The sequence below is a fragment of the Edwardsiella ictaluri ATCC 33202 genome (assembly GCF_000264785.1).
Taxonomy (GTDB): domain Bacteria; phylum Pseudomonadota; class Gammaproteobacteria; order Enterobacterales; family Enterobacteriaceae; genus Edwardsiella; species Edwardsiella ictaluri.
In genome coordinates, this window is the sequence record NZ_AFJI01000064.1 from 65,354 (window position 1) to 85,271 (window position 19,918).

The 19,918-nt window shown below is 60.1% G+C and carries 20 protein-coding genes; 8 read left to right on the forward strand and 12 right to left on the reverse strand.

Annotation, left to right across the window (positions count from 1 at the left end):
- Positions 1-168 precede the first annotated feature (168 nt).
- Positions 169-1,611 carry a pyruvate kinase gene (pyk, locus tag EIEH_RS09725; protein ID WP_015870946.1) on the forward strand — a complete coding sequence of 481 codons (1,443 nt, stop codon included), beginning with the start codon at positions 169-171 and terminating at the stop codon, positions 1,609-1,611.
- Positions 1,612-1,903: 292 nt separating this feature from the next.
- Here pyk and lpxM read toward each other — a convergent pair whose 3' ends face one another.
- The 3 genes from lpxM to znuA form a co-directional block, all read right to left on the reverse strand.
- Positions 1,904-2,866, reverse strand: a complete 963-nt coding sequence (gene lpxM / locus EIEH_RS09730; RefSeq protein WP_015870945.1) for a lauroyl-Kdo(2)-lipid IV(A) myristoyltransferase — start codon at positions 2,864-2,866, stop codon at positions 1,904-1,906.
- Positions 2,867-3,059: 193 nt separating this feature from the next.
- Positions 3,060-4,379 carry a murein DD-endopeptidase MepM gene (gene mepM, locus EIEH_RS09735; RefSeq protein ID WP_015870944.1) on the reverse strand — a complete coding sequence of 440 codons (1,320 nt, stop codon included), beginning with the start codon at positions 4,377-4,379 and terminating at the stop codon, positions 3,060-3,062.
- Between the two features lie 19 nt (positions 4,380-4,398).
- Positions 4,399-5,403, reverse strand: a complete 1,005-nt coding sequence (gene znuA, locus EIEH_RS09740) for a zinc ABC transporter substrate-binding protein ZnuA (RefSeq protein WP_015870943.1) — start codon at positions 5,401-5,403, stop codon at positions 4,399-4,401.
- A 75-nt stretch (positions 5,404-5,478) separates the two neighbouring features.
- Between znuA and znuC the strand changes: the two genes are divergently transcribed.
- Positions 5,479-6,255 (forward strand): zinc ABC transporter ATP-binding protein ZnuC, encoded by a 777-nt coding sequence (gene znuC, locus EIEH_RS09745; protein WP_015870942.1) that lies wholly within the window; start codon positions 5,479-5,481, stop codon positions 6,253-6,255.
- Positions 6,248-7,033: a zinc ABC transporter permease subunit ZnuB gene (gene znuB, locus EIEH_RS09750; RefSeq protein ID WP_015870941.1), complete on the forward strand. Its 786-nt coding sequence runs from the start codon at positions 6,248-6,250 to the stop codon at positions 7,031-7,033. The genes znuC and znuB overlap by 8 nt, the downstream gene beginning before the upstream one ends.
- 68 nt (positions 7,034-7,101) lie before the next feature.
- On the opposite strand, the gene ruvB is transcribed toward znuB, so the two are convergent.
- The 7 genes from ruvB to EIEH_RS17695 all read right to left on the reverse strand — a co-directional run bounded on the left by ruvB (position 7,102) and on the right by EIEH_RS17695 (position 12,735).
- Entirely contained in the window at positions 7,102-8,106 is a 1,005-nt protein-coding gene (gene ruvB / locus EIEH_RS09755) for a Holliday junction branch migration DNA helicase RuvB (protein ID WP_015870940.1), read from the reverse strand.
- Between the two features lie 19 nt (positions 8,107-8,125).
- Positions 8,126-8,734: a Holliday junction branch migration protein RuvA gene (gene ruvA, locus EIEH_RS09760; protein ID WP_035609392.1), complete on the reverse strand. Its 609-nt coding sequence runs from the start codon at positions 8,732-8,734 to the stop codon at positions 8,126-8,128.
- Positions 8,735-8,869: 135 nt separating this feature from the next.
- The gene (gene ruvC, locus EIEH_RS09765) at positions 8,870-9,391 is read right to left on the reverse strand and encodes a crossover junction endodeoxyribonuclease RuvC (protein WP_015870938.1); all 522 of its coding nucleotides are present in this window, start codon (positions 9,389-9,391) and stop codon (positions 8,870-8,872) included.
- Positions 9,388-10,134: a YebC/PmpR family DNA-binding transcriptional regulator gene (locus EIEH_RS09770; RefSeq protein WP_015461351.1), complete on the reverse strand. Its 747-nt coding sequence runs from the start codon at positions 10,132-10,134 to the stop codon at positions 9,388-9,390. Before EIEH_RS09770 ends, ruvC begins: the two co-directional genes overlap by 4 nt.
- Positions 10,135-10,233: 99 nt before the next feature.
- A complete protein-coding gene (nudB, locus tag EIEH_RS09775; protein ID WP_015870937.1) occupies positions 10,234-10,668 on the reverse strand; it encodes a dihydroneopterin triphosphate diphosphatase in 435 nt (144 codons plus the stop codon).
- Positions 10,668-12,443: an aspartate--tRNA ligase gene (gene aspS / locus EIEH_RS09780; RefSeq protein WP_015870936.1), complete on the reverse strand. Its 1,776-nt coding sequence runs from the start codon at positions 12,441-12,443 to the stop codon at positions 10,668-10,670. Before aspS ends, nudB begins: the two co-directional genes overlap by 1 nt.
- A 25-nt stretch (positions 12,444-12,468) precedes the next feature.
- Positions 12,469-12,735, reverse strand: a complete 267-nt coding sequence (locus EIEH_RS17695) for an FmdB family zinc ribbon protein (protein WP_015870935.1) — start codon at positions 12,733-12,735, stop codon at positions 12,469-12,471.
- 170 nt (positions 12,736-12,905) lie between these two features.
- Between EIEH_RS17695 and EIEH_RS09785 the strand changes: the two genes are divergently transcribed.
- Together EIEH_RS09785 and EIEH_RS09790 are read left to right on the forward strand one after the other, a co-directional pair.
- Positions 12,906-13,727, forward strand: coding sequence for a DUF72 domain-containing protein (locus EIEH_RS09785; RefSeq protein ID WP_015870934.1), 822 nt, complete (start codon positions 12,906-12,908; stop codon positions 13,725-13,727).
- A gap of 131 nt (positions 13,728-13,858) precedes the next feature.
- Entirely contained in the window at positions 13,859-14,257 is a 399-nt protein-coding gene (locus EIEH_RS09790; protein WP_015870933.1) for an MAPEG family protein, read from the forward strand.
- Positions 14,258-14,299: 42 nt separating this feature from the next.
- On the opposite strand, the gene EIEH_RS09795 is transcribed toward EIEH_RS09790, so the two are convergent.
- On the reverse strand, positions 14,300-15,667 hold the full coding sequence (locus EIEH_RS09795) for an amino acid permease (RefSeq protein WP_015870932.1): 1,368 nt from the start codon (positions 15,665-15,667) through the stop codon (positions 14,300-14,302).
- 277 nt (positions 15,668-15,944) lie between these two features.
- Here EIEH_RS09795 and cmoA point away from each other — a divergent pair, with 277 nt between their 5' ends.
- Positions 15,945-16,715 carry a carboxy-S-adenosyl-L-methionine synthase CmoA gene (gene cmoA / locus EIEH_RS09800; RefSeq protein WP_035609380.1) on the forward strand — a complete coding sequence of 257 codons (771 nt, stop codon included), beginning with the start codon at positions 15,945-15,947 and terminating at the stop codon, positions 16,713-16,715.
- Positions 16,712-17,683: a tRNA 5-methoxyuridine(34)/uridine 5-oxyacetic acid(34) synthase CmoB gene (gene cmoB / locus EIEH_RS09805; protein ID WP_015870930.1), complete on the forward strand. Its 972-nt coding sequence runs from the start codon at positions 16,712-16,714 to the stop codon at positions 17,681-17,683. Before cmoA ends, cmoB begins: the two co-directional genes overlap by 4 nt.
- 106 nt (positions 17,684-17,789) lie before the next feature.
- Here cmoB and cutC read toward each other — a convergent pair whose 3' ends face one another.
- Positions 17,790-18,545 carry a copper homeostasis protein CutC gene (gene cutC, locus EIEH_RS09810; RefSeq protein WP_015870929.1) on the reverse strand — a complete coding sequence of 252 codons (756 nt, stop codon included), beginning with the start codon at positions 18,543-18,545 and terminating at the stop codon, positions 17,790-17,792.
- A 217-nt stretch (positions 18,546-18,762) separates the two neighbouring features.
- Between cutC and EIEH_RS09815 the strand changes: the two genes are divergently transcribed.
- Positions 18,763-19,905: a MalY/PatB family protein gene (locus tag EIEH_RS09815; protein ID WP_015870928.1), complete on the forward strand. Its 1,143-nt coding sequence runs from the start codon at positions 18,763-18,765 to the stop codon at positions 19,903-19,905.
- Positions 19,906-19,918 lie beyond the last annotated feature (13 nt).

The following is a 19,918-nucleotide window of genomic DNA, read 5'->3' on the forward strand; positions in this document are numbered from 1 at the left end:
AACAGACTGAATAATACACGCCGGGCGCCTGCAGTTTAGCCAACCGGCGTCCCCCGCCGGCGACGCTGCCAGTGGGGCTATCCGGGTAATCGCGGCGGCATTGAGCCGGTGCATTTGCCCACCGTTGTATTGGCAATACCAATGCGTTACATGTCAATGGAGTTATGCATGTCCAGACGGCTCAGAAGAACCAAAATTGTTACCACGCTTGGCCCGGCTACCGATCGCGACAATAATCTGGAAAAGATTATCTCTGCCGGTGCCAACGTGATGCGCCTTAACTTTTCACACGGCACGCCGGAAGATCACCAGCAACGCGCCAACAAAGTCCGTGAAATTGCCGCCAAACTCGGTCGTCATGTCGCCATTCTCGGGGACCTGCAGGGTCCTAAAATCCGGGTATCCACCTTTAAGGAAGGTAAAGTTTTCCTCAACGTTGGGGACAAGTTCCTGCTGGATGCCACTCTGAACAAGGGCGAAGGCGATAAAGAAAAGGTCGGCATCGACTATAAGCGGCTGCCGGAAGATGTGGTGCCGGGCGATATCCTGCTGCTCGACGATGGCCGTGTACAGCTGAAAGTGCTCTCCGTACAGGAAGATAAGGTATTCACCGAGGTCACTGTGGGCGGGCCGCTGTCCAACAACAAAGGGATCAACAAGCTGGGCGGTGGGCTCTCTGCCGATGCCCTGACGGAAAAGGACAAGGCCGATATCCTGACTGCCGCCAGGATTGGCGTCGACTATCTGGCTGTCTCCTTCCCACGCTGCGGAGAGGATCTCAACTATGCCCGCCGTCTGGCGCGCGATGCCGACAGCGAAGCCAAGATCGTGGCCAAAGTCGAGCGCGCCGAGGCGGTCGCCAGCGACGAAGCGATGGATGATGTGATCCTGGCCGCCGATGTTGTGATGGTCGCTCGTGGCGATCTGGGGGTTGAAATTGGCGATCCGGAGCTGGTGGGGATCCAGAAAAAACTGATCCGGCGCGCCCGCAAGCTGAACCGTGTCGTGATCACCGCGACCCAGATGATGGAGTCCATGATCACCAACCCAATGCCGACCCGCGCGGAGGTCATGGACGTAGCCAACGCCGTACTGGACGGTACCGATGCCGTCATGCTGTCTGCCGAAACCGCCGCGGGCCAATACCCGGCCGAAACCGTAGCCGCCATGGCGCGCGTCTGCCTGGGCGCAGAGAAGATCCCCAGCATCAATATCTCCAAGCACCGTATTGATGACCAGTTCGACAATACGGAAGAGGCCGTCGCCATGTCCGCCATGTACGCGGCCAACCACCTCAAGGGGGTAACAGCCATCATCGCGATGACGGAGTCCGGGCGCACTGCGTTGATGATGTCCCGTATCAGCTCCGGTCTGCCGATCTTCGCCATGTCCCGTCATGAGCGCACCCTGAACCTGACCGCACTGTACCGCGGTGTCACACCGGTGCACTTTGACAGCCACACCGACGGCGTTGCCGCGGCTCAGGCTGCGGCCAATCTGCTACGGGATAAAGGGTTCCTGCTCTCCGGTGATCTGGTGATCGTCACACAGGGTGATCAGATGGATACCATCGGCAGCACCAACACCTGCCGCACCCTGCGCGTAGAGTAATCAGGTCTGCCATACGCAGCGGGGGCGCCTGGCGCCCCCGTTTTTCATTATGCCTTCGCCACGGCATACAGCATCAACACAATGAACAGCACTGTACCTGATGATCCCGACAACGCTGCCCCCCGCCAAGCAGAGCCCCAGCCCACAGTTGTGCGTACCGCGGGGTCACATCACCGTCGCGGCAACCAGCGCGAAGAACAAGCTGGCCGGCCCCATACACGCAGAGCAGCGCAAGAACGCCAAGGCCCATTCTATTCTCTTAAATCACTGGCCTGCGCTCAGCCGCACCGCATCATAAATCCTGGCGGCAATAGGGCTCTATCTCTCCCGGCCTGCGCGTTTTCAACAGCTTCAGGATCCAGGTGTACTGCTCCGGGTGTTCCCCCATCAGCAGTTCCACTTCCTGATTCATCCTCCGGGCAATGTAATCGTCATCCTGTCCTGCAATATCGTCCATCGATGGACGAAGATAGATGTCCAGCCGCCCTTTATCCCCATCATACACCGGAAACAGCGGAATAATACGCGCCCGACACAGCTTCATCAGTCGCCCGATGGCAGGTAGCGTGGCCTTATAGGTGGCGAAAAAATCCACAAACTCACTATGCTCTGCGCCGTGATCCTGATCGGGCAGATAATACCCCCAGTAGCCTTTACGTACCGAACTGATAAACGGTTTGATGCCATCGTTACGTGCATGCAGGCGGCCACCAAAACGGCGTCGCGCACGGTTCCACAGATAGTCAACCAGCGGGTTCTTCTGATTATGAAACATGGCGGCCATCGGCTGTCCACCGGCGGCCAACAGCATGGCGGGAATATCGACGGCCCAGCCATGAGGCACCAAAAAAATCACGTTATCCCCCTGTTCACGCGCCTGCTCAATGATCTCCCCGCCGTGCCAATGGGTATGACGCAGCAAGCGCTGCGGGCCGCGTAGGGTCAGTTCGGCCATCAGAAACATGGACTGCCCCGCGCGGGCGAACATCGTATCAATGATCGCCTCACGCCGACGCGCCGCCATCTGCGGGAAGCAGAGCATCAGGTTAATTTGTGCGCGGCGACGGGCGCCACTGGCCAGACGCCCGGCCAGACGCCCGACGGCGCCGATCATCCAATCGCGCAGGCGCAGCGGCAGGAATGCCATCGCCGCCATCAGCGCTATCCCCAACCAGACGCCCCAGTAACGGGGCGAGAGGAACGCGGCACGAAAGTGCGGAATGAACTCAGGAGTTGATTTGGTCTCTTGTTGCATCAGTGGGCTCTTGTGTGATCCCCACTCGGATTACGAATGGGATGGCTGGAAATTGTAGCCATTTGGCAGACAAAAAAAAACTGCCCCTGCCCCGGATGGGACGACAGGTGAAATCCAGGACGATGGCGAGCTGTACATATAAAAAGCCCGCCGAGGCGGGCTTAGGATAATGGGCTATCCTGCGTTGGAGTTTTCAGTCCAGCTGCAGCTGGGGCACGACATCACGCACCTGGGCGAAGAACGCGCTACGCTCTTTGCCGGTCAAGGCATCGGAGCGCGGCAAATTCACCGTCAGTGGGTTTACCGCCTGGTTATTTACCCAAAACTCATAGTGCAGATGCGGACCCGTCGAGCGACCGGTGTTGCCGGAGAGCGCAACGCGATCGCCGCGCTTCACTTTCTGACCAGGCTTAACCAGGATAGTCTTCAGGTGCATAAAGCGGGTCGTATACTGACGACCATGGCGGATCACCACATAGTTTCCTGCGGCGCCGCTGCGCTTGGCAATCACTACCTCGCCGTCTCCGACCGCCAGCACCGGCGTCCCGACCGGCATGGCAAAATCGACCCCTTTATGGGGCGCAACGCGGCCAGTCACCGGGTTCAGTCGGTGCGGATTAAAGTTGGAACTGATGCGGAAATGTTTGCTGGTCGGGTAGCGCATGAAGCCTTTGGCCAGCCCGGCACCCTGGCGGTCATAATACTTACCGTCTCCGGCACGGATGGCGTAATAATCTTTATCGCCGCTGCGTAGGCGCACTCCCAAGACCTGACTCTGTGCGCTCTTACCATCCAGCATCTCACGCGACAGCAACACCGAAAAACGATCGCCCTTCTGCAGCTTGCGGAAGTCCATCTGCCACTGCAGCGCCTTGATAACCGTATTAATCTCAGTACGGTTGAGCCCCGCAGCCTGAGCGCTGGCCACAAAACTGCCGTTGAGGGTGCCGGTGATCACCCGGTTTTTCCACTCACCCTGTTGGTTTTCTACCGTCTCTTTATACCCGCTGCGGCCCAGCTCATAGACCCGGCTCTCGCGGCGCGAGACCTCCCAAGTCAGCTTTTGCAGCGTACCGGCATCGTTAACCTGCCAGGTCAGGGTCTGGCCAACGTTCAGGTTACGCAAGACAGGATACTGCTTGGCCAGCGCCGATACATTGGACATATCAACGCCGTACTGGGTCAGGATACTGCCCAGGGTATCGCCACTGGAAACCACGTAGTCGTGACTGCTGGCATCATCGCTGCTGTCGTCGATCTCATCCTTGGGCACCTCGTCTTCCGGCGCAGGCTGATCGAGAGGCTCACTGGCCTCAGGTGCCAGCGCACTGAGCTGCTGCGTCTCCCGCAGTATGCTTTTCGGGGTGTCACTCTCCACCGCGCGAGGGTGGTAGACAAAAGGCTGCCAGATGGCGACAGCCAAGGTGACAACGCTCAGGGACCCCAGCATAACCCGGTGGGGGCGGGGCAAATTACTGTATGCCTGAGCGATAGAACGTGCTATCTGCTGCACTCGGATTTTCCTCTTAATCTCACTTCAGGCAGCTTGAATACTGCTGCGCCAGCGTGGTCAAAAAGACCATATAGCTGTCCGCACTCAGTGGGATCGCGCTTCCCAGGGGATCTAGCGTACCCTGCCGGACAGGGGTCCCCTGCGCAATCGCCGAGATAACGGCTGGCCTGAACTGTGGCTCAGCAAAAACGCAGACCGCCTTTTGCTCAACCAGCTGTGTTCGAATTTGGTGTAAGCGCCGTGCGCCAGGCTGTATCTCGGGATTGACCGTGAAATGCCCCAATGGAGTCAGGCCAAAGGCTTTCTCGAAGTAACCATAGGCATCATGAAAGACAAAATACCCTTTATCCTGCACAGGCTGCAGCATGATACCAACTTTCTTTTCCGTCTGCTCGAGTTGTTGCTCGAATTTACGTAGGTTGACATCCAGTTTGTCTTTATTTTGTGGGCTTTGTTGCACTAATCGGTCATGAATCGCAATCGCCACCTGTTTTGCAATCGCCGGAGAGAGCCAGATATGCATATTGTATTGACCATGATCGTGATCACTATCGCCCGCGAAACCAGCGCTGACGCCCTCTGTAACAATATGTGCCCCGGAAAAATCAGAATTTTCCGCATGACTCTCACTCTGTGCGGCAGGATGACCGTGTTCATCATCATCATCACCCACAATGAGTTGACTACGTACGCCAGGAAGGGTGACAAGAGTGAGATTTTTATTACTTTCTAGCTGTTGAGTCGGCTTTTCAAGAAAGCTCTCCATTTTAGGCCCTATCCATACCACCAGGTTGGCATCGTGCAATCGTTTGATATCCGAGGGACGCAGCGCATAATCATGGGGAGAGGCGCCGTCAGGCAGCAGAACATGCGTCAGCATTACCCCGTCGGCAATCGCCGCCGCGATGAAACCTAACGGCCTAACCGAGGTCACGACGTCAGCCTGTGCACTGCCCGCCAGCGCACACAGCGACAGCGCGGAAGCAATAAGCGTGCGCTTAATTATATTTTTTTGCGGTATCATGACAAAAATCTCCGGGTAACGTTTTATGGAACGTTATATTATAACATTTAACTTATAGTGCAATATGCCGTAACCATGTCACAGCAAGATAATCTACCGTTGGTCACCCTACAGCACGTCGCCGTGCGCTTTGGGAGCCGCGATGTACTGGATAACGTCTCCCTCACACTGCGGCGCGGGCGTATCCTGACCCTACTGGGCCCCAACGGCGCCGGTAAATCTACTCTGGTACGCGTCGTGCTTGGACTGGTCCCACCGACGCGCGGCGAACGCGCCACCCGATCGGGGCTAACGATCGGCTATGTTCCCCAAAAACTGCATCTGGATGCCACCCTGCCGCTGACGGTTGAGCGCTTCATGCGCCTGCGCCCCGGCGTAAAGCGCCAGGACGTGCTGCCGGCACTGCAACGGGTTCAGGCCGGACACCTGCTCAAACAGCCGATGCAGAAGCTCTCGGGCGGCGAAAATCAGCGTGTGCTGCTGGCAAGGGCCCTGCTCAACACCCCGGATCTGCTGGTGCTGGATGAGCCGACCGCCGGGGTGGACGTTAACGGTCAGCTGGCACTGTATGATCTGATCGACCGCCTGCGCCATGAGCTTAACTGCGCGGTGCTGATCGTTTCGCACGACCTGCATCTGGTGATGGCAAAAACTGATGACGTACTGTGCCTGAACCAGCATATCTGCTGCTCCGGCACCCCTGAGACAGTCGCCCGCCATCCGCAGTTTATCGCCATGTTCGGCGCTCACGGAGCCCAGCAGCTGGCAGTCTATCGTCACCACCACAACCACCGCCACGATCTGTGCGGTAAAATCATTCTCAAGACACGCAGCGGAGAGGCCGATGATTGAACTGTTGTTGCCCGGCTGGCTGGCAGGCGCACTGTTGGCGCTGGCGGCAGGTCCCTTGGGATCGTTCGTGGTATGGCGGCGCATGTCCTACTTTGGCGATACCCTCGCCCACGCCTCGCTGCTCGGCGTCGCTTTCGGCCTATTACTGGAGGTAAACCCGTTCTATACGGTGATCGCCGTCACACTGCTGCTGGCCTGCATGCTGGTCTGGCTGGAGCGCCGTCCCCAGCTGGGCATTGATACCCTGCTCGGCATCATGGCGCACAGTGCCCTTTCGCTGGGGCTGGTCGTGGTGGCGCTGATGTCCAACGTCCGCGTCGATCTGATGGCCTACCTGTTCGGCGATCTGCTGGCGGTGACCTACCGGGATGTCATGACCATCGCCGTTGGCGTCGTGCTGGTGCTGGCGCTGCTGCTGTGGCAGTGGCGTGCCCTGCTGTCGATGACCATCAGCCCGGAGCTCGCCCACGTTGACGGTATCGCCCTGGGGCGGGTGAAGCTGCTGCTGATGCTGACCACCGCCCTGACCATCGGCCTGGCAATGAAGTTTGTCGGTGCGCTGATCATCACCTCGCTGCTGATCATTCCGGCGGCGACCGCCCGCCGCTTTGCCCGTACCCCAGAGCAAATGGCCGCAGGCGCCGTGCTGGTCGGCCTGTTGGCCATCAGTGGCGGCCTGGCATTTTCCGCCTGGTATGATACCCCGGCAGGACCCTCGGTCGTGCTGGGCGCCGCCCTGCTGTTTATCCTCAGTCTGGGACGGCGCCAAAGCACCTAGACCGCCGTACCGCGCATAAAAAAACCCCGTAGCCGACGTCGCGGCAACGGGTTTTTTTACAGCGGCTCCTACTCTGCGCGATCGATGCCGAAGTGTTGGTAGGCATGGACAGTCGCGATACGCCCACGCGGCGTACGCTGAATGAACCCCTGCTGGATCAGATACGGCTCCAGCACATCCTCAATGGTCTCGCGCTCCTCGCCAATCGCCGCCGCCAGGTTATCCAGCCCGACCGGCCCCCCCATAAACTTATCGATCACCGCCAACAGCAGCTTGCGATCCATATAGTCAAAGCCTGCGGCATCCACATCCAGCATATTCAGTGCCTGCGCAGCCACCTCACCGTCAATTCGCCCGTCGGCGCACACCTCGGCAAAATCGCGCACCCGGCGCAGCAGACGGTTGGCAATACGCGGCGTACCGCGCGAGCGACGTGCCACCTCCAGCGCGCCTTCATCCGTCAGCGCCAGCCCCAGGCAGTGGGCGCTACGCCCGACGATATGCTGTAGATCGGCCACCTGATAAAACTCCAGCCGCTGCACGATGCCAAAGCGGTCACGCAGCGGTGAGGTCAGCGATCCGGCGCGGGTGGTCGCACCGACCAGCGTAAAAGGCGGCAGGTCGATCTTGATCGAGCGCGCCGCCGGCCCCTCGCCGATCATAATATCCAGCTGATAGTCTTCCATTGCCGGGTAGAGCACCTCTTCCACCACCGGCGACAAGCGATGGATCTCATCGATGAACAGCACATCGTGCGGCTCCAGATTGGTCAGCATGGCCGCCAGATCGCCCGCCTTCTCCAACACGGGCCCCGAGGTGGTGCGCAGATTGACCCCCATCTCATTGGCGACGATGTTGGCCAGCGTGGTTTTCCCCAGCCCCGGCGGCCCGAAGATCAGCAGGTGATCCAGCGCATCACCGCGCAGCTTGGCCGCCTTAATAAAAATCTCCATCTGCCCGCGCACCTGCGGCTGGCCAACGTAGTCGGCCAGTGTCTTCGGCCGAATGGCGCGATCGAGGAACTCCTCCTCACTCTGGGCATCGGCGGCAATCAGACGATCGGCTTCTATCATCCCGTGCTCTCCTGGGTTATTACAGCGCAGCGCGCAGCGCGTCGCGGATCAGGGTTTCACTGTCAGCACCGGCCACCGCCACCCGGTTCACCAAGCGACTGGCCTCCTGCGGCTTGTAGCCCAGCGCGATCAGCGCGGCAACCGCCTCGCCCTCAGCATCCGCCTGAGCCTGAGGCTGGGCACTCGGCAGCTGCGCATCCGCCGGGGTGAACAGATCGCCGCTCAGCCCCTTGAAGCGGTCCTTCATCTCGACCACCAGCCGCTCAGCCGTTTTCTTGCCCACGCCCGGCAGCTTGACCAGCGCCGCAACCTCTTCACGCTCAACCGCCGTGACAAACTGCTGGGCCGACATCCCGGACAGGATCGCCAGCGCCAGCTTAGGCCCAACGCCGTTGACTTTGATCAGTTCACGAAACAGCGCACGCTCCTGCTTATTGTTGAAGCCATACAGCAGCTGGGCATCCTCGCGCACCACAAAGTGGGTAAAGATCACCGCTTCACTGCCGACCTGTGGCAACTCATAAAAGCAGGTCATCGGCATCTGCACCTCATACCCGACACCGTGGGCTTCCAGCACCACCTGCGGCGGCTGTTTTTCCAGAATAGTACCTCTGAGGCGACCAATCACGCGCACACCCTCTCTGTCTCCGTCAAATAATGCCTCCGCTTATACCATAAAAAAGGCTGGATGAATATCCAGCCTGTAATAAAGCGTCGGGCATCTCCCGCCCTCTCCGCACAGCGCACATTTCGCACGCCGCGGTCAGCGCAAGCGTCCCCGTGCCAGATTCAGCCTGCCGCTGCTGATGCGCAGCGCGTTCTGGCTGACGTGGCAGTGGGTGATCGCCACGGCCAACGCATCGGCGGCGTCCGCCTGTGGGTTCGCCGGCAGCTTCAGCAGCGAGCGCACCATATGCTGCACCTGGGCCTTTTCCGCCCCGCCGTTGCCCACCACCGTCTGCTTGATCTGGCGCGCCGCGTATTCAAACACCGGCAGATCACGGTTCACCGCCGCCACGATGGCGGCGCCGCGCGCCTGTCCCAGCTTCAGCGCCGAATCGGCGTTCTTGGCCATAAAAACCTGTTCAATGGCGAAGCAGTCGGGGTTGAACTGGGTGATGATTTCACTGACGCCGGCGTACACCAGCTTAAGACGGGTAGGCAGATCGTCGACGGCAGTGCGGATGCAGCCGCTGCCGATATATTCGAGCTGCCTCCCCTGCTGGCGGATCACGCCATAGCCGGTGATCCGCGAGCCGGGGTCAATCCCGAGGATGATACTCATTCCAGAGTAGCCGCAACCTCATCGGAGATTTCACCATTGTGATACACTTCCTGCACATCATCGCAGTCTTCCAGCATATCGATCAGACGCAGCAGCTTCGGCGCGGTATCCGCATCCATGTCAGCCTGGGTCGACGGGATCATGGAGACCTCTGCCGACTCGGCGACCAGACCGGCGGCATCCAGCGCATCCTTCACCTGGCCGAAGGTTTCCCACGGGGTGTACACATCGATGGCGCCGTCGTCATAGGTCACCACATCATCGGCACCGGCCTCCAGCGCCGCATCCATCACCGCATCTTCATCCAGACCCGGCGCATAGGAGATCACCCCTTTCTTGGTGAACAGATAAGCTACAGAGCCATCGGTACCCAGATTGCCGCCGCACTTGGTAAAGGCATGACGCACTTCAGATACGGTACGGTTACGGTTGTCGCTCAGACACTCCACCATCACGGCGGTGCCACCCGGGCCGTAGCCTTCATAGATGATGGTCTCCATGTTGCCGTCGTCATCGCCGCCCACGCCGCGCGCGATGGCGCGGTTCAGGGTGTCGCGGGTCATGTTGTTGGACAGCGCCTTATCAACGGCCGCGCGCAGACGCGGGTTTGCGTCCGGATCGCCGCCACCCAGCTTGGCGGCAGTCACCAGCTCGCGAATAATCTTGGTAAAGATTTTACCGCGCTTGGCATCCTGCGCAGCCTTACGATGTTTGGTGTTGGCCCACTTACTATGACCTGCCATATAAATCTCCGCTAAAGGCGCAAAGGCCCTAAAATAGTCAATATGCACGCCTGTAAATCAATGCGAACGGCCAGTATGACCGCCCGTACAGGCACGTAATCAAGGGACGAACTGTTCGATCGCCTGTCGGTTACTCCAGGATTTGGTCAGCCCGGCCGCCCCTGCGGCGTCCAGCCAACGGTAGGCCAGATGTTCGCTGAGCGGGATCGCCCGCTCAGCAGGGATGGCCAAACAGAACCAATGCTCTAGGTTACGCGTCACGCCGGGCGCATAGCGGTGGCGCAGGTGCGCAAACAGTTCAAACTCCACGCAGCGCTGGCAGTCCGTCAGCGTCAAATGCTCCTTGACGATGTCGATACCCACTTCTTCCTTTACTTCACGCTGCGCAGCCTGCGACGGCGACTCTCCCGATTCCAGACTGCCGGTTACCGACTGCCAGAAATCGGGGTCATCGCGCCGCTGCAACATCAGCACCCGTCCCCCCTGGCGGGCATAGATCACCACCAGGATGGATTCCGGACGCTTATAGGCCATTACGCGTCGCTGCCCTGTTTGGCACAGACGGCGATAGAGAGCTCCTGCAGCGCCGCCGGGTTGGCGCGGCTCGGGGCGTCGGTCAGCGGACAGGCCGCCGCCGTGGTTTTCGGGAATGCGATCACGTCGCGGATATTCTCCGTACCGGTCAGCAGCATCACCAGGCGATCCAGGCCAAACGCCAGACCGGCGTGCGGCGGGGTGCCAAACTTCAGCGCATCCAGCAGGAAGCCGAACTTCTCGCGCTGCTCCTGCTCGTTGATCCCCAGAATATCGAAGACCGCAGACTGCATGGCACCACTGTGAATACGGACGGAGCCACCGCCCACCTCATAGCCATTCATCACCATATCGTAGGCGTTGGCGATGGCGCCGACCGGATTGGCCTTCAGCGCCTCCGGGCTGATATCGCGCGGCGAGGTGAACGGGTGGTGCATCGCGGCCAGGCCGCCTTCGCCGTCCTCTTCGAACATCGGGAAATCGACCACCCACAGCGGCGCCCAGCGTGACTCGTCGGTCAGCTGCAGATCGCGCCCGACCTTCAGACGCAGCGCACCCATGGCATCGGTGGCTACCTTGGCGCTGTCGGCGCCGAAGAAGATGATGTCGCCGCTCTGCGCGCCGCTGCGCGCCAGAATGCCTTCCAGCACCTCGGCGTTGAGGAACTTAGCGATCGGGCTCTGCACGCCATCCATCCCGGCGGCACGATCGTTGACCTTCATCCAGGCGAGCCCTTTGGCGCCATAGATGCCGACAAACTGACCGTACTCATCGATATTCTTACGGGTCAGGGTCGCACCGCCCGGCACGCGCAGCGCGATCACCCGCCCTCTGGCATCGTTGGCCGGACCGGAGAAGACCTTAAAGTCGACGCTCTTAACCAGATCGGCCACATCGACCAGCTCCAGCGGGTTACGCAGATCCGGCTTATCCGAGCCGAAACGGCGCATCGCCTCTGCAAAGGTCATCACCGGGAAGTCGCCCAGATCCACCCCTTTGATCTCCATCCACAGCGCACGGGCCAGCGCTTCCATGATCTCACGCACCTGCCCGGCGCTCATGAAAGAGGTCTCCACATCGATCTGGGTGAACTCCGGCTGACGGTCTGCGCGCAGATCTTCGTCGCGGAAGCACTTCACTATCTGGTAGTAGCGGTCAAAGCCGGACATCATCAGCAGCTGTTTAAACAGCTGGGGCGACTGCGGCAACGCATAAAACTTGCCTTTATGCACCCGGCTCGGCACCAGGTAGTCACGCGCCCCTTCCGGCGTCGCCTTGGTCAGCATCGGGGTTTCGATATCCAGGAAGCCGTGGTTATCCATGAAACGACGCACGAATGCGGTGATCTTGGCGCGGGTCTTCAGACGCGCAGCCATCTCCGGACGACGCAGATCCAGGTAGCGGTACTTGAGGCGATTCTCTTCACTGTTAGTCTGGTTAAAGTCCAGCGGCAGCGGCTCGGCGCGGTTGATGAGGGTCAGGCCATGGCCAAAGACTTCGATCTCCCCGGTCGGCATCTCGCTGTTACGCTGACTCTCCGGGCGCGCACGCACGGTACCGGTTACCTGCACGCAAAACTCGTTACGCAGCTCAGAGGCCTGACGGAAGGCATCCTGATGATCCGGATCGAAGAACACCTGAACCACCCCTTCGCGGTCGCGCAGATCGATAAAGATCAGACCGCCCAAATCACGGCGGCGGTGTACCCAACCACACAGGGTCACTTCCTGGCCCACATGGGACAGATTCAACTGCCCGCAATAATTAGTACGCATAACGATATCCTTTGGCTTTCTTAATTTATTTTGCCGACGCCGCGCCCGGACAACCGGCCGGACACGGGCTGCCTGCGCAGCGCTCTGTTGAAGACGGTGTTTTGTCGGTACGTGGCTTAAAGTCGGTCGCGTACCAGCCGGTCCCCTTTAGCTGGAAACCGGCGGCTGAAATCTGTTTCTTCAGGGCAGGATGACCACACGCCGGGCAATCAACCAGCGGTGCATCGGACATTTTTTGCAATTTATCCAGATGATGATTGCAGTCGCTACAAACGTATTCGTAGATCGGCATAGCTCGGGCGGATTTACATGTTTGATGAAAAAAGGGGGCTATTATACTGGAAATTCCCCGCTGCGATAAGAGCGCGCGCGCACTTTGCACTGTTTCTCGCCATCTGACACCCTCTGCCTAAGTTGTTATGTTTATGTTATATTTAACCGACCATCACCACGGAGTAAACCATGTTCTACCTGGGACTGCCGCAGTGGCAACACGCGGCGTGGGCAAAGATAGGCCTGCATGACCTGGCCGACTATAGCCGCCACTTTAACTGCGTTGAAGGCAACACCACGTTTTACGCCCTGCCTACGCCGGCGCTGGTACGCCGCTGGCGCGATATGACCCACGACGGGTTCCGGTTCTGCTTTAAGTTTCCGTCCGCCATCAGCCATCAGGCGGCGCTCCTGCACTGCGATCAACAGATTGGCGCTTTTTACCGCGCGCTGCAACCACTGGATCAGCGTCTGGGACAACTTTGGCTACAGCTACCGGCCGCCTGTGGCCCCGAGCATCTCCCGCGTCTATGGTCATTTCTCGACACGCTGCCGTGCGGCTATCGCTACGGCGTCGAGGTGCGCCACACGGCTTTTTTTGCCAAAGGCGACGCCGAGCGCGAGCTTAACCGTGGCTTACAGCAGCGCGCGGTCAATCGCGTGCTCCTCGACAGCCGACCGGTACACCACGCCCGGCCCCACAGCCACGCCGTACGCGAGGCCCAGCGCAAAAAGCCATGTCTGCCGACGCACGTGCTGATAACCGCCGACATGCCGATGGTGCGGTTTATCGGTGGGGACAGCCCCGACGCTAATCTGCGCTGGCTGCAGCCATGGCTGCCGCGCCTGCAGGCCTGGAGCCGGGATGTCACCCCTTACCTGTTTATCCATACGCCGGACTGCCGCGATGCGCCGCAGCAGGCGCAGTTCCTGTGGAACGTCCTGTCCCGGTCCGCCATCGACGGGTTACCGCCGCGCCCGGACTGGCCGCTGCAGACAGCACTGTTTTGACCCCATATCGCGCAAGCGTTGGGACAATCGTCTGAAAAAATGACAATACTCAACAGATTACGCAGGACATTCCGCCATCCTACGGCTATCATTTACAGGCCAATATGATTCAGACAATGGAGCTAAAAAGAATGATCAGCGCGCTCTATGTCGTGCTCGGCGCACTGCTGTTAGTGATGTTTTCCTGGCAGGTGGTTCGTCTGCGCATGCTTTACCGTGTCAGTTATGGCGACGGTGGTTTTTATGAGCTGCAGACCGCCATCCGTATTCACGGCAACGCCGTGGAGTACATCCCCATCGCCGCCATACTGCTGGTGATGATGGAGATGAACGGCGCGCGGGTGTGGATGCTCCACCTGTGCGGCGTACTGCTGATCCTCGGGCGCCTGATGCACGCCTGGGGCCTGCGTCAGCATGAAATGCAGTGGCGCCGCTCCGGTATGAGCGCCACCTACCTGTCGCTGCTGCTGATGGTGGTGGCCAATCTCTACTATCTGCCCTGGGGACAGTTGCTACAGACCGGTTATTAAACCACAAGGCGGCCCGCTGTGTGCGGGTCGCCTTGCGTGACACTACGCCGATTTTCCGCGGCGCATCCGCGCCAGGCAGAATCCGCCCCACAGCACGCCCAGCCACAGCGGCAGCAGCAGCACCGATATCCGGATCCCCGGCGTCAGCACCATAATCACCAAGATCAGGCCAAGAAACGCCAGGCACAGGTAGTTACCATAGGGATACCACAGCGCGCGGAACCGTGCCGTCACGCCCAGACGATTCTGCACCGCCCTGAACTTCAGATGCGCCATGCAGATCATCACCCAGTTGATCACCAGCGTAGAGACCACCAGCGCCATCAGTAGCCCGAACGCCTTACCCGGCATCAGATAGTTAATCAGGATCACCAGAGAGGTCGTGAGCCCCGAAAGGCCGATTGACCACACCGGGATCCCGCGGCGATTGACCCGGGTCAGGCGGCGCGGCGCATTACCCTGCAGCGACAGCCCGTACAGCATACGGCTATTGGAGTAGACACAGCTGTTATATACCGACAGCGCGGCGGTCAGGATCACCACATTCAATACCGCCGCTACCGTGTTGCTGTTCAAGTGATGGAAGATCATCACAAACGGACTGCTGCTGGCGCCGATCTGCGACCAGGGGTACAGGGCCAGCAGTACCAGCAGGGAGCCGATATAAAAGATCAGGATACGGTAGACCACCTGATTGGTTGCCTTGGGAATGCTCTTTTCCGGCTCGCTGGCCTCCGCGGCGGTGATCCCGATCAGCTCAAGGCCGCCGAAGGAGAACATGATCACCGCCATCGCCATGATCAGTCCCCCCCAGCCATGCGGTAAAAAGCCGCCGTGCACCCACAGATTCGCCAGCCCCGCCTGGGGCCCGGCGTCACCGGACAGCAGCAGCCAGCTGCCGAACACGATCATCCCGAGGATCGCCGCCACCTTGATCAGGGCGAACCAGAACTCGGTTTCACCGTACAGACGCACGTTCACCATATTCAGCGCGTTGATCAGGACAAAGAACAGGCTGGCCCACATCCAGGTCGGCACATCCGGCCACCAATACTGCATATAGATACCGGCCGCGGTCAGCTCGGCCATGCCGACCAGCACGAACATGACCCAATAGTTCCAGCCGGAGACAAAACCGGCAAACGGTCCCCAATATTTATGGGCAAAGTGGGCAAACGAACCGGCAACCGGCTCCTGCACCACCATCTCCCCCAGCTGGCGCATGATCAGAAACGCGATTGCGCCGCCGATGGCATAGCCCAGTAAAACCGCCGGTCCGGCCAGCTGAATGGCCGGACCGATCCCCAGAAACAGACCGGTGCCCACCGCGCCGCCCAGGGCGATCAGCTGGATATGCCGGTTTTTTAATCCTCTCTCAAGAGTCGTACTGATGTGCTGCGAATCGCCCATTTTTTCCTCTGTGCGATAGCGTCATGGCAACTGAATTAACTGCGGTCTCCGTGGCGCATCGTATTATTTTGTTTACAACGCGCATGGGTTTGTATCACCCGGCACTATTGCAATCAAGGCAAACCTCATGCAGTCAGACGCGACAGCGTGCAGAGTATACCGCGCTTGGTGCGACGCTGGCGGAGTGCGAGTGCGCACTGGACGAAATAGCACATAGCCGCCATAGGGCATTCTCTGCTAAAATATGCGCCCCTTATTGAAACTCCCTACATCCGCTATGTCTGACTGCGATAAAAATCCCGCGCTGGGCGCCGGGCGCGATATGCTGTTTTCCGCCCCAATAGCCAAGCTGGGCGACTGGACCTTCGATGAGCGCGTGGCCGAAGTGTTTCCCGACATGATCCAGCGCTCGGTCCCCGGCTACTCCAATATCATCGCCATGATCGGCATGCTGGCGCAGCGCTTCGTACAGCCGGGAACCCGGGTATACGATCTGGGCTGCTCCCTGGGCGCGGCGACGCTCTCCATGCGCCGTAACATCCAGGCCACAGGGTGCGAAATCATCGCCATCGACAACTCCCCGGCGATGGTCAGCCGCTGCCGTCGTCATATCGACGCCTTCCGCAACCCGACCCCGGTGCAGGTGCTTGAGGCCGACATCCGTGAGGTCGACATTAGCAACGCCTCGCTGGTGGTGCTCAACTTCACGCTGCAGTTCCTGGCCCCGGACGATCGTCAGCTCCTGCTGGATCGCATCTATCGCGGTCTGCTGCCCGGCGGCGCACTCGTCCTGTCAGAAAAATTCAACTTCGCCGACGCCACCGTCGGCGAGCTGTTGTTCGATATGCATCACGACTTCAAGCGCGCCAACGGCTACAGTGAGCTGGAGATCAGCCAGAAGCGCAGCATGCTGGAAAACGTCATGCTGACAGACAGCGTAGAAACCCATAAGCAGCGCCTGCGCCAGGCGGGTTTCTGCCACGCCGAGACCTGGTTTCAGTGCTTTAACTTCGGCTCGCTGCTGGCCATCAAGGAGGCTCAGCCATGATCGACTTTGGTAATTTCTATGCCCAAATAGCCCACGGCCCGCTGAGCAAATGGCTGGAGGTGCTGCCGGCACAGCTGGCAGCCTGGCAGCGCGACTCACTGCACGGCTACTTTCGTGACTGGAATAATGCGGTAGAACGGCTGCCGGCCCTGACGCCGCACCGTCTGGATCTGCTGCACGGGGTTTGCGCCGGGGCGGAGACCCCGCTGAGCGAGGGGCAGCGCATCGGCATTGAAAAAATGCTGCGCACACTGATGCCCTGGCGTAAAGGCCCCTTCGAGCTGTATGGCATTCAGATCGATACCGAATGGCGTTCAGACTGGAAATGGCAGCGCATTCTTCCGCACCTGTCGCCGCTGGCCGGGCGCACCATTCTCGACGTCGGCTGCGGCAGCGGTTACCACCTGTGGCGTATGGTTGGCGCAGGGGCACACCTGGCAGTCGGCATCGATCCGATGCAGCTGTTTCTGTGCCAGTTCGAGGCGGTGCGTAAGCTGCTCGGCGGCGATAGCCGCGCCCATCTGCTGCCGCTGGGGATCGAGCAGCTACCGGCGCTGGCGGCCTTTGATACGGTATTCTCGATGGGCGTCCTCTATCACCGCCGCTCACCGCTGGATCATCTGTACCAGCTGAAGAACCAGCTGGTCAGCGGCGGTGAACTGCTGCTGGAGACCTTGGTTATTGAAGGCGATGAACAGCAGGCGCTGATCCCCGGCGAGCGCTACGCGCAGATGCGTAACGTCTACTTTATCCCCTCTGCCGCCATGCTGATCCGCTGGCTGGAGAAGTGCGGCTTCTGCGACGTCCGTCTGGTGGATCAGTGCCCCACCAGCGTAGAGGAGCAGCGGCGTACCGACTGGATGACCAGCGAATCCCTGGCCGACTTCCTGGATCCGGCGGATGTGCGAAAAACCCTCGAAGGCTATCCGGCGCCGCTGCGCGCAGCCTTCATCGCCCGCAAGCCCTGAGCTCCTGCGCCATAAAAAAGAGCCCCAACCGGCAAGGTGTGGGGCCGAACTTTTTAGCAAACCCTCCGCTACAAAGCCGTACTTACGTCTACTGGAGACCGGTTCCTCAGATGCTGCAGCCGACGGTTTCCATCATCTGCAGCGCCGATTTCATCGCCTCAACCATACCGCCGTCCACGCAGTAGTGGCTAAACTCATCGTTCTCCGCATGGCTCATGCTGACGCCCGCCTTGCGGTAGCGCATCGTTGACGGCACACAGTGGCCGGCAGAGGTATGCACCTCCTGCAGACCAATCCCACTGAATTTATGCAGATTGGAGAGGCGCACCCCGGCCCCGGCCATGATCAGCGGTCCGCGGCTGGCCTGCTGCAGCTGACGCAGCAGCGGCAACCCGGCCTCCGCCGTCTGCTGCTGCCCTGAGGTCAGAATGCGCGCAATACCGAGATCGGTCAGCTGGGAAAGCGCCTGCAGCGGGTTGGCGCACATGTCGAAGGCGCGGTGAAAGGTCACCGCCATCGGACCGGCCAACGCCATCAGCTCACCCATGCGGCGCAGATCAATGTGTCCCTCTTCATCCAGTAAGCCGATCACCGCGCCGGGAAACCCCAGATCGCGCACCAGCGCCAGATCGCACTTCATCAGCGCAAACTCGCTGTCGCTGTAGCAAAAATCGCCGCTGCGCGGACGGATAATCGGGTGTACAGGCACGCTCACCCGCTCCCGACACCCCACCAGCGTGCCATAGCTGGGGGTGATCCCACCATCCTGCTGGCTGGCACACAGCTCAATGCGGTCTGCCCCCGCCGCCTGCGCTATCTCGGCGCAGGCCAGGGAGTAGCAGCATACCTCTAACGTCAGCATATAAACCTCCGAATCAACAGCCAAAACGGTGCGGATGTGAAAAATACTCATATCAACAGCCCAAATATTGAGAATCTCCCCTCACCTCGCCTACTCTGTAGGCGACGCGGACGCGATACGCACCGCAGAGTACCACGCGGGCTGACAGCAGGCCGCGCGCCGACAGTAACCGGTTTCAGCCTCAGGGACGTAGTTAGCCTACTAAAGGATAATCGCGATGACATTCAATTTCGATGAAGTGATCGACCGCCGTCACAGTGACAGCGAGAAATGGGGTAAATATGCGGAGCAGGACACAATTCCGCTCTGGGTGGCCGACAGCGACTTTCGCTCTCCCCCGGCGGTGATCGACGCGCTGCAGGCCCGGGTCGCCCACGGCGTCTTTGGCTATGGCATGGCGCCCCGGGCGCTGAGCGAGCTGTTCGTCACCCGCATGGCGCAGCGCTATCGCTGGGCGATACAACCTGACTGGCTGGTCTTTTTGCCCGGGCTGGTCAGCGGCCTCAACCTGACGGTACGCGCCCTGACGACACCGGAGCAGGGTACGCTCGCCCCCTCTCCGATCTATCCCCCCTTTATGAAGTCCGCCCACCTGGCCGGGCGAGCCCAGATCCCGATGCCGATGACGCTGCGCAATGGCCGCTGGCTCCTCGCACCGGACGGGGCCGAGGCGGCCATCAGCGGCAAGGAGCGTCTGCTGATGCTGTGTAACCCGCAGAATCCGGGCGGCACGGTATACCGGCGCGAGGAGCTGGAGGCCCAGCTGGCCTTTGCCCAGCGCCACGATCTGCTGATCTGCTCCGATGAGATCCACTGCGATCTGCTGCTGGAGCCAGGCCTACAGCACATTCCGATAGCCGCCTTAAGCGACGATGCAGCCCAGCGCAGCGTAACCCTGATGGCGCCGTCAAAAACGTTTAATATCGCCGGGCTCGGCGCCTCAATCGCCATTATTCCCAATGCCGGGCTGCGCCGCCGCTTTATCGATGCCCGCACCGGCATCGTGCCGCAGGTGGATATTCTGGCCTTTACCGCCGCCGAGGCCGCCTATCGTCACGGCCAGCCGTGGCTGGATGCACAGCTGGAGTATCTGCGCACCAACCGTGACAGGGTAACCGAGCGCATCAATGCCATGCCAGGGTTGCACACCACGCGCGTTGAAGGCACCTACCTGGCCTGGATCGATGCCAGTGGGCTGCCCGTCGAAAACCCACAGGCGTTTTTTGAGCACGCCGGCGTTGGGTTATCCGACGGTGCCGACTTCGGCGCGGCAAAGTTCGTACGCCTGAACTTTGCCTGTCGCCGGGCACTGCTTGAACAGGCACTGGACCGCATGGCGCAGGCTATCGCCCGGCTATGACAGCGATACCGCC

What these genes read in the sequence shown, in the direction of transcription:
- pyk (WP_015870946.1), top strand. Translation starts at nt 169, where the DNA reads ATGTCCAGACGGCTCAGAAGAACCAAAATTGTTACCACGCTTGGCCCG.
- lpxM (WP_015870945.1), bottom strand. Translation starts at nt 2,866, where the DNA reads ATGCAACAAGAGACCAAATCAACTCCTGAGTTCATTCCGCACTTTCGT.
- znuA (WP_015870943.1), bottom strand. Translation starts at nt 5,403, where the DNA reads ATGATACCGCAAAAAAATATAATTAAGCGCACGCTTATTGCTTCCGCG.
- znuC (WP_015870942.1), top strand. Translation starts at nt 5,479, where the DNA reads ATGTCACAGCAAGATAATCTACCGTTGGTCACCCTACAGCACGTCGCC.
- znuB (WP_015870941.1), top strand. Translation starts at nt 6,248, where the DNA reads ATGATTGAACTGTTGTTGCCCGGCTGGCTGGCAGGCGCACTGTTGGCG.
- ruvB (WP_015870940.1), bottom strand. Translation starts at nt 8,106, where the DNA reads ATGATAGAAGCCGATCGTCTGATTGCCGCCGATGCCCAGAGTGAGGAG.
- ruvC (WP_015870938.1), bottom strand. Translation starts at nt 9,391, where the DNA reads ATGAGTATCATCCTCGGGATTGACCCCGGCTCGCGGATCACCGGCTAT.
- EIEH_RS09770 (WP_015461351.1), bottom strand. Translation starts at nt 10,134, where the DNA reads ATGGCAGGTCATAGTAAGTGGGCCAACACCAAACATCGTAAGGCTGCG.
- nudB (WP_015870937.1), bottom strand. Translation starts at nt 10,668, where the DNA reads ATGGCCTATAAGCGTCCGGAATCCATCCTGGTGGTGATCTATGCCCGC.
- aspS (WP_015870936.1), bottom strand. Translation starts at nt 12,443, where the DNA reads ATGCGTACTAATTATTGCGGGCAGTTGAATCTGTCCCATGTGGGCCAG.
- EIEH_RS17695 (WP_015870935.1), bottom strand. Translation starts at nt 12,735, where the DNA reads ATGCCGATCTACGAATACGTTTGTAGCGACTGCAATCATCATCTGGAT.
- EIEH_RS09785 (WP_015870934.1), top strand. Translation starts at nt 12,906, where the DNA reads ATGTTCTACCTGGGACTGCCGCAGTGGCAACACGCGGCGTGGGCAAAG.
- EIEH_RS09790 (WP_015870933.1), top strand. Translation starts at nt 13,859, where the DNA reads ATGATCAGCGCGCTCTATGTCGTGCTCGGCGCACTGCTGTTAGTGATG.
- EIEH_RS09795 (WP_015870932.1), bottom strand. Translation starts at nt 15,667, where the DNA reads ATGGGCGATTCGCAGCACATCAGTACGACTCTTGAGAGAGGATTAAAA.
- cmoA (WP_035609380.1), top strand. Translation starts at nt 15,945, where the DNA reads ATGTCTGACTGCGATAAAAATCCCGCGCTGGGCGCCGGGCGCGATATG.
- cmoB (WP_015870930.1), top strand. Translation starts at nt 16,712, where the DNA reads ATGATCGACTTTGGTAATTTCTATGCCCAAATAGCCCACGGCCCGCTG.
- cutC (WP_015870929.1), bottom strand. Translation starts at nt 18,545, where the DNA reads ATGCTGACGTTAGAGGTATGCTGCTACTCCCTGGCCTGCGCCGAGATA.
- EIEH_RS09815 (WP_015870928.1), top strand. Translation starts at nt 18,763, where the DNA reads ATGACATTCAATTTCGATGAAGTGATCGACCGCCGTCACAGTGACAGC.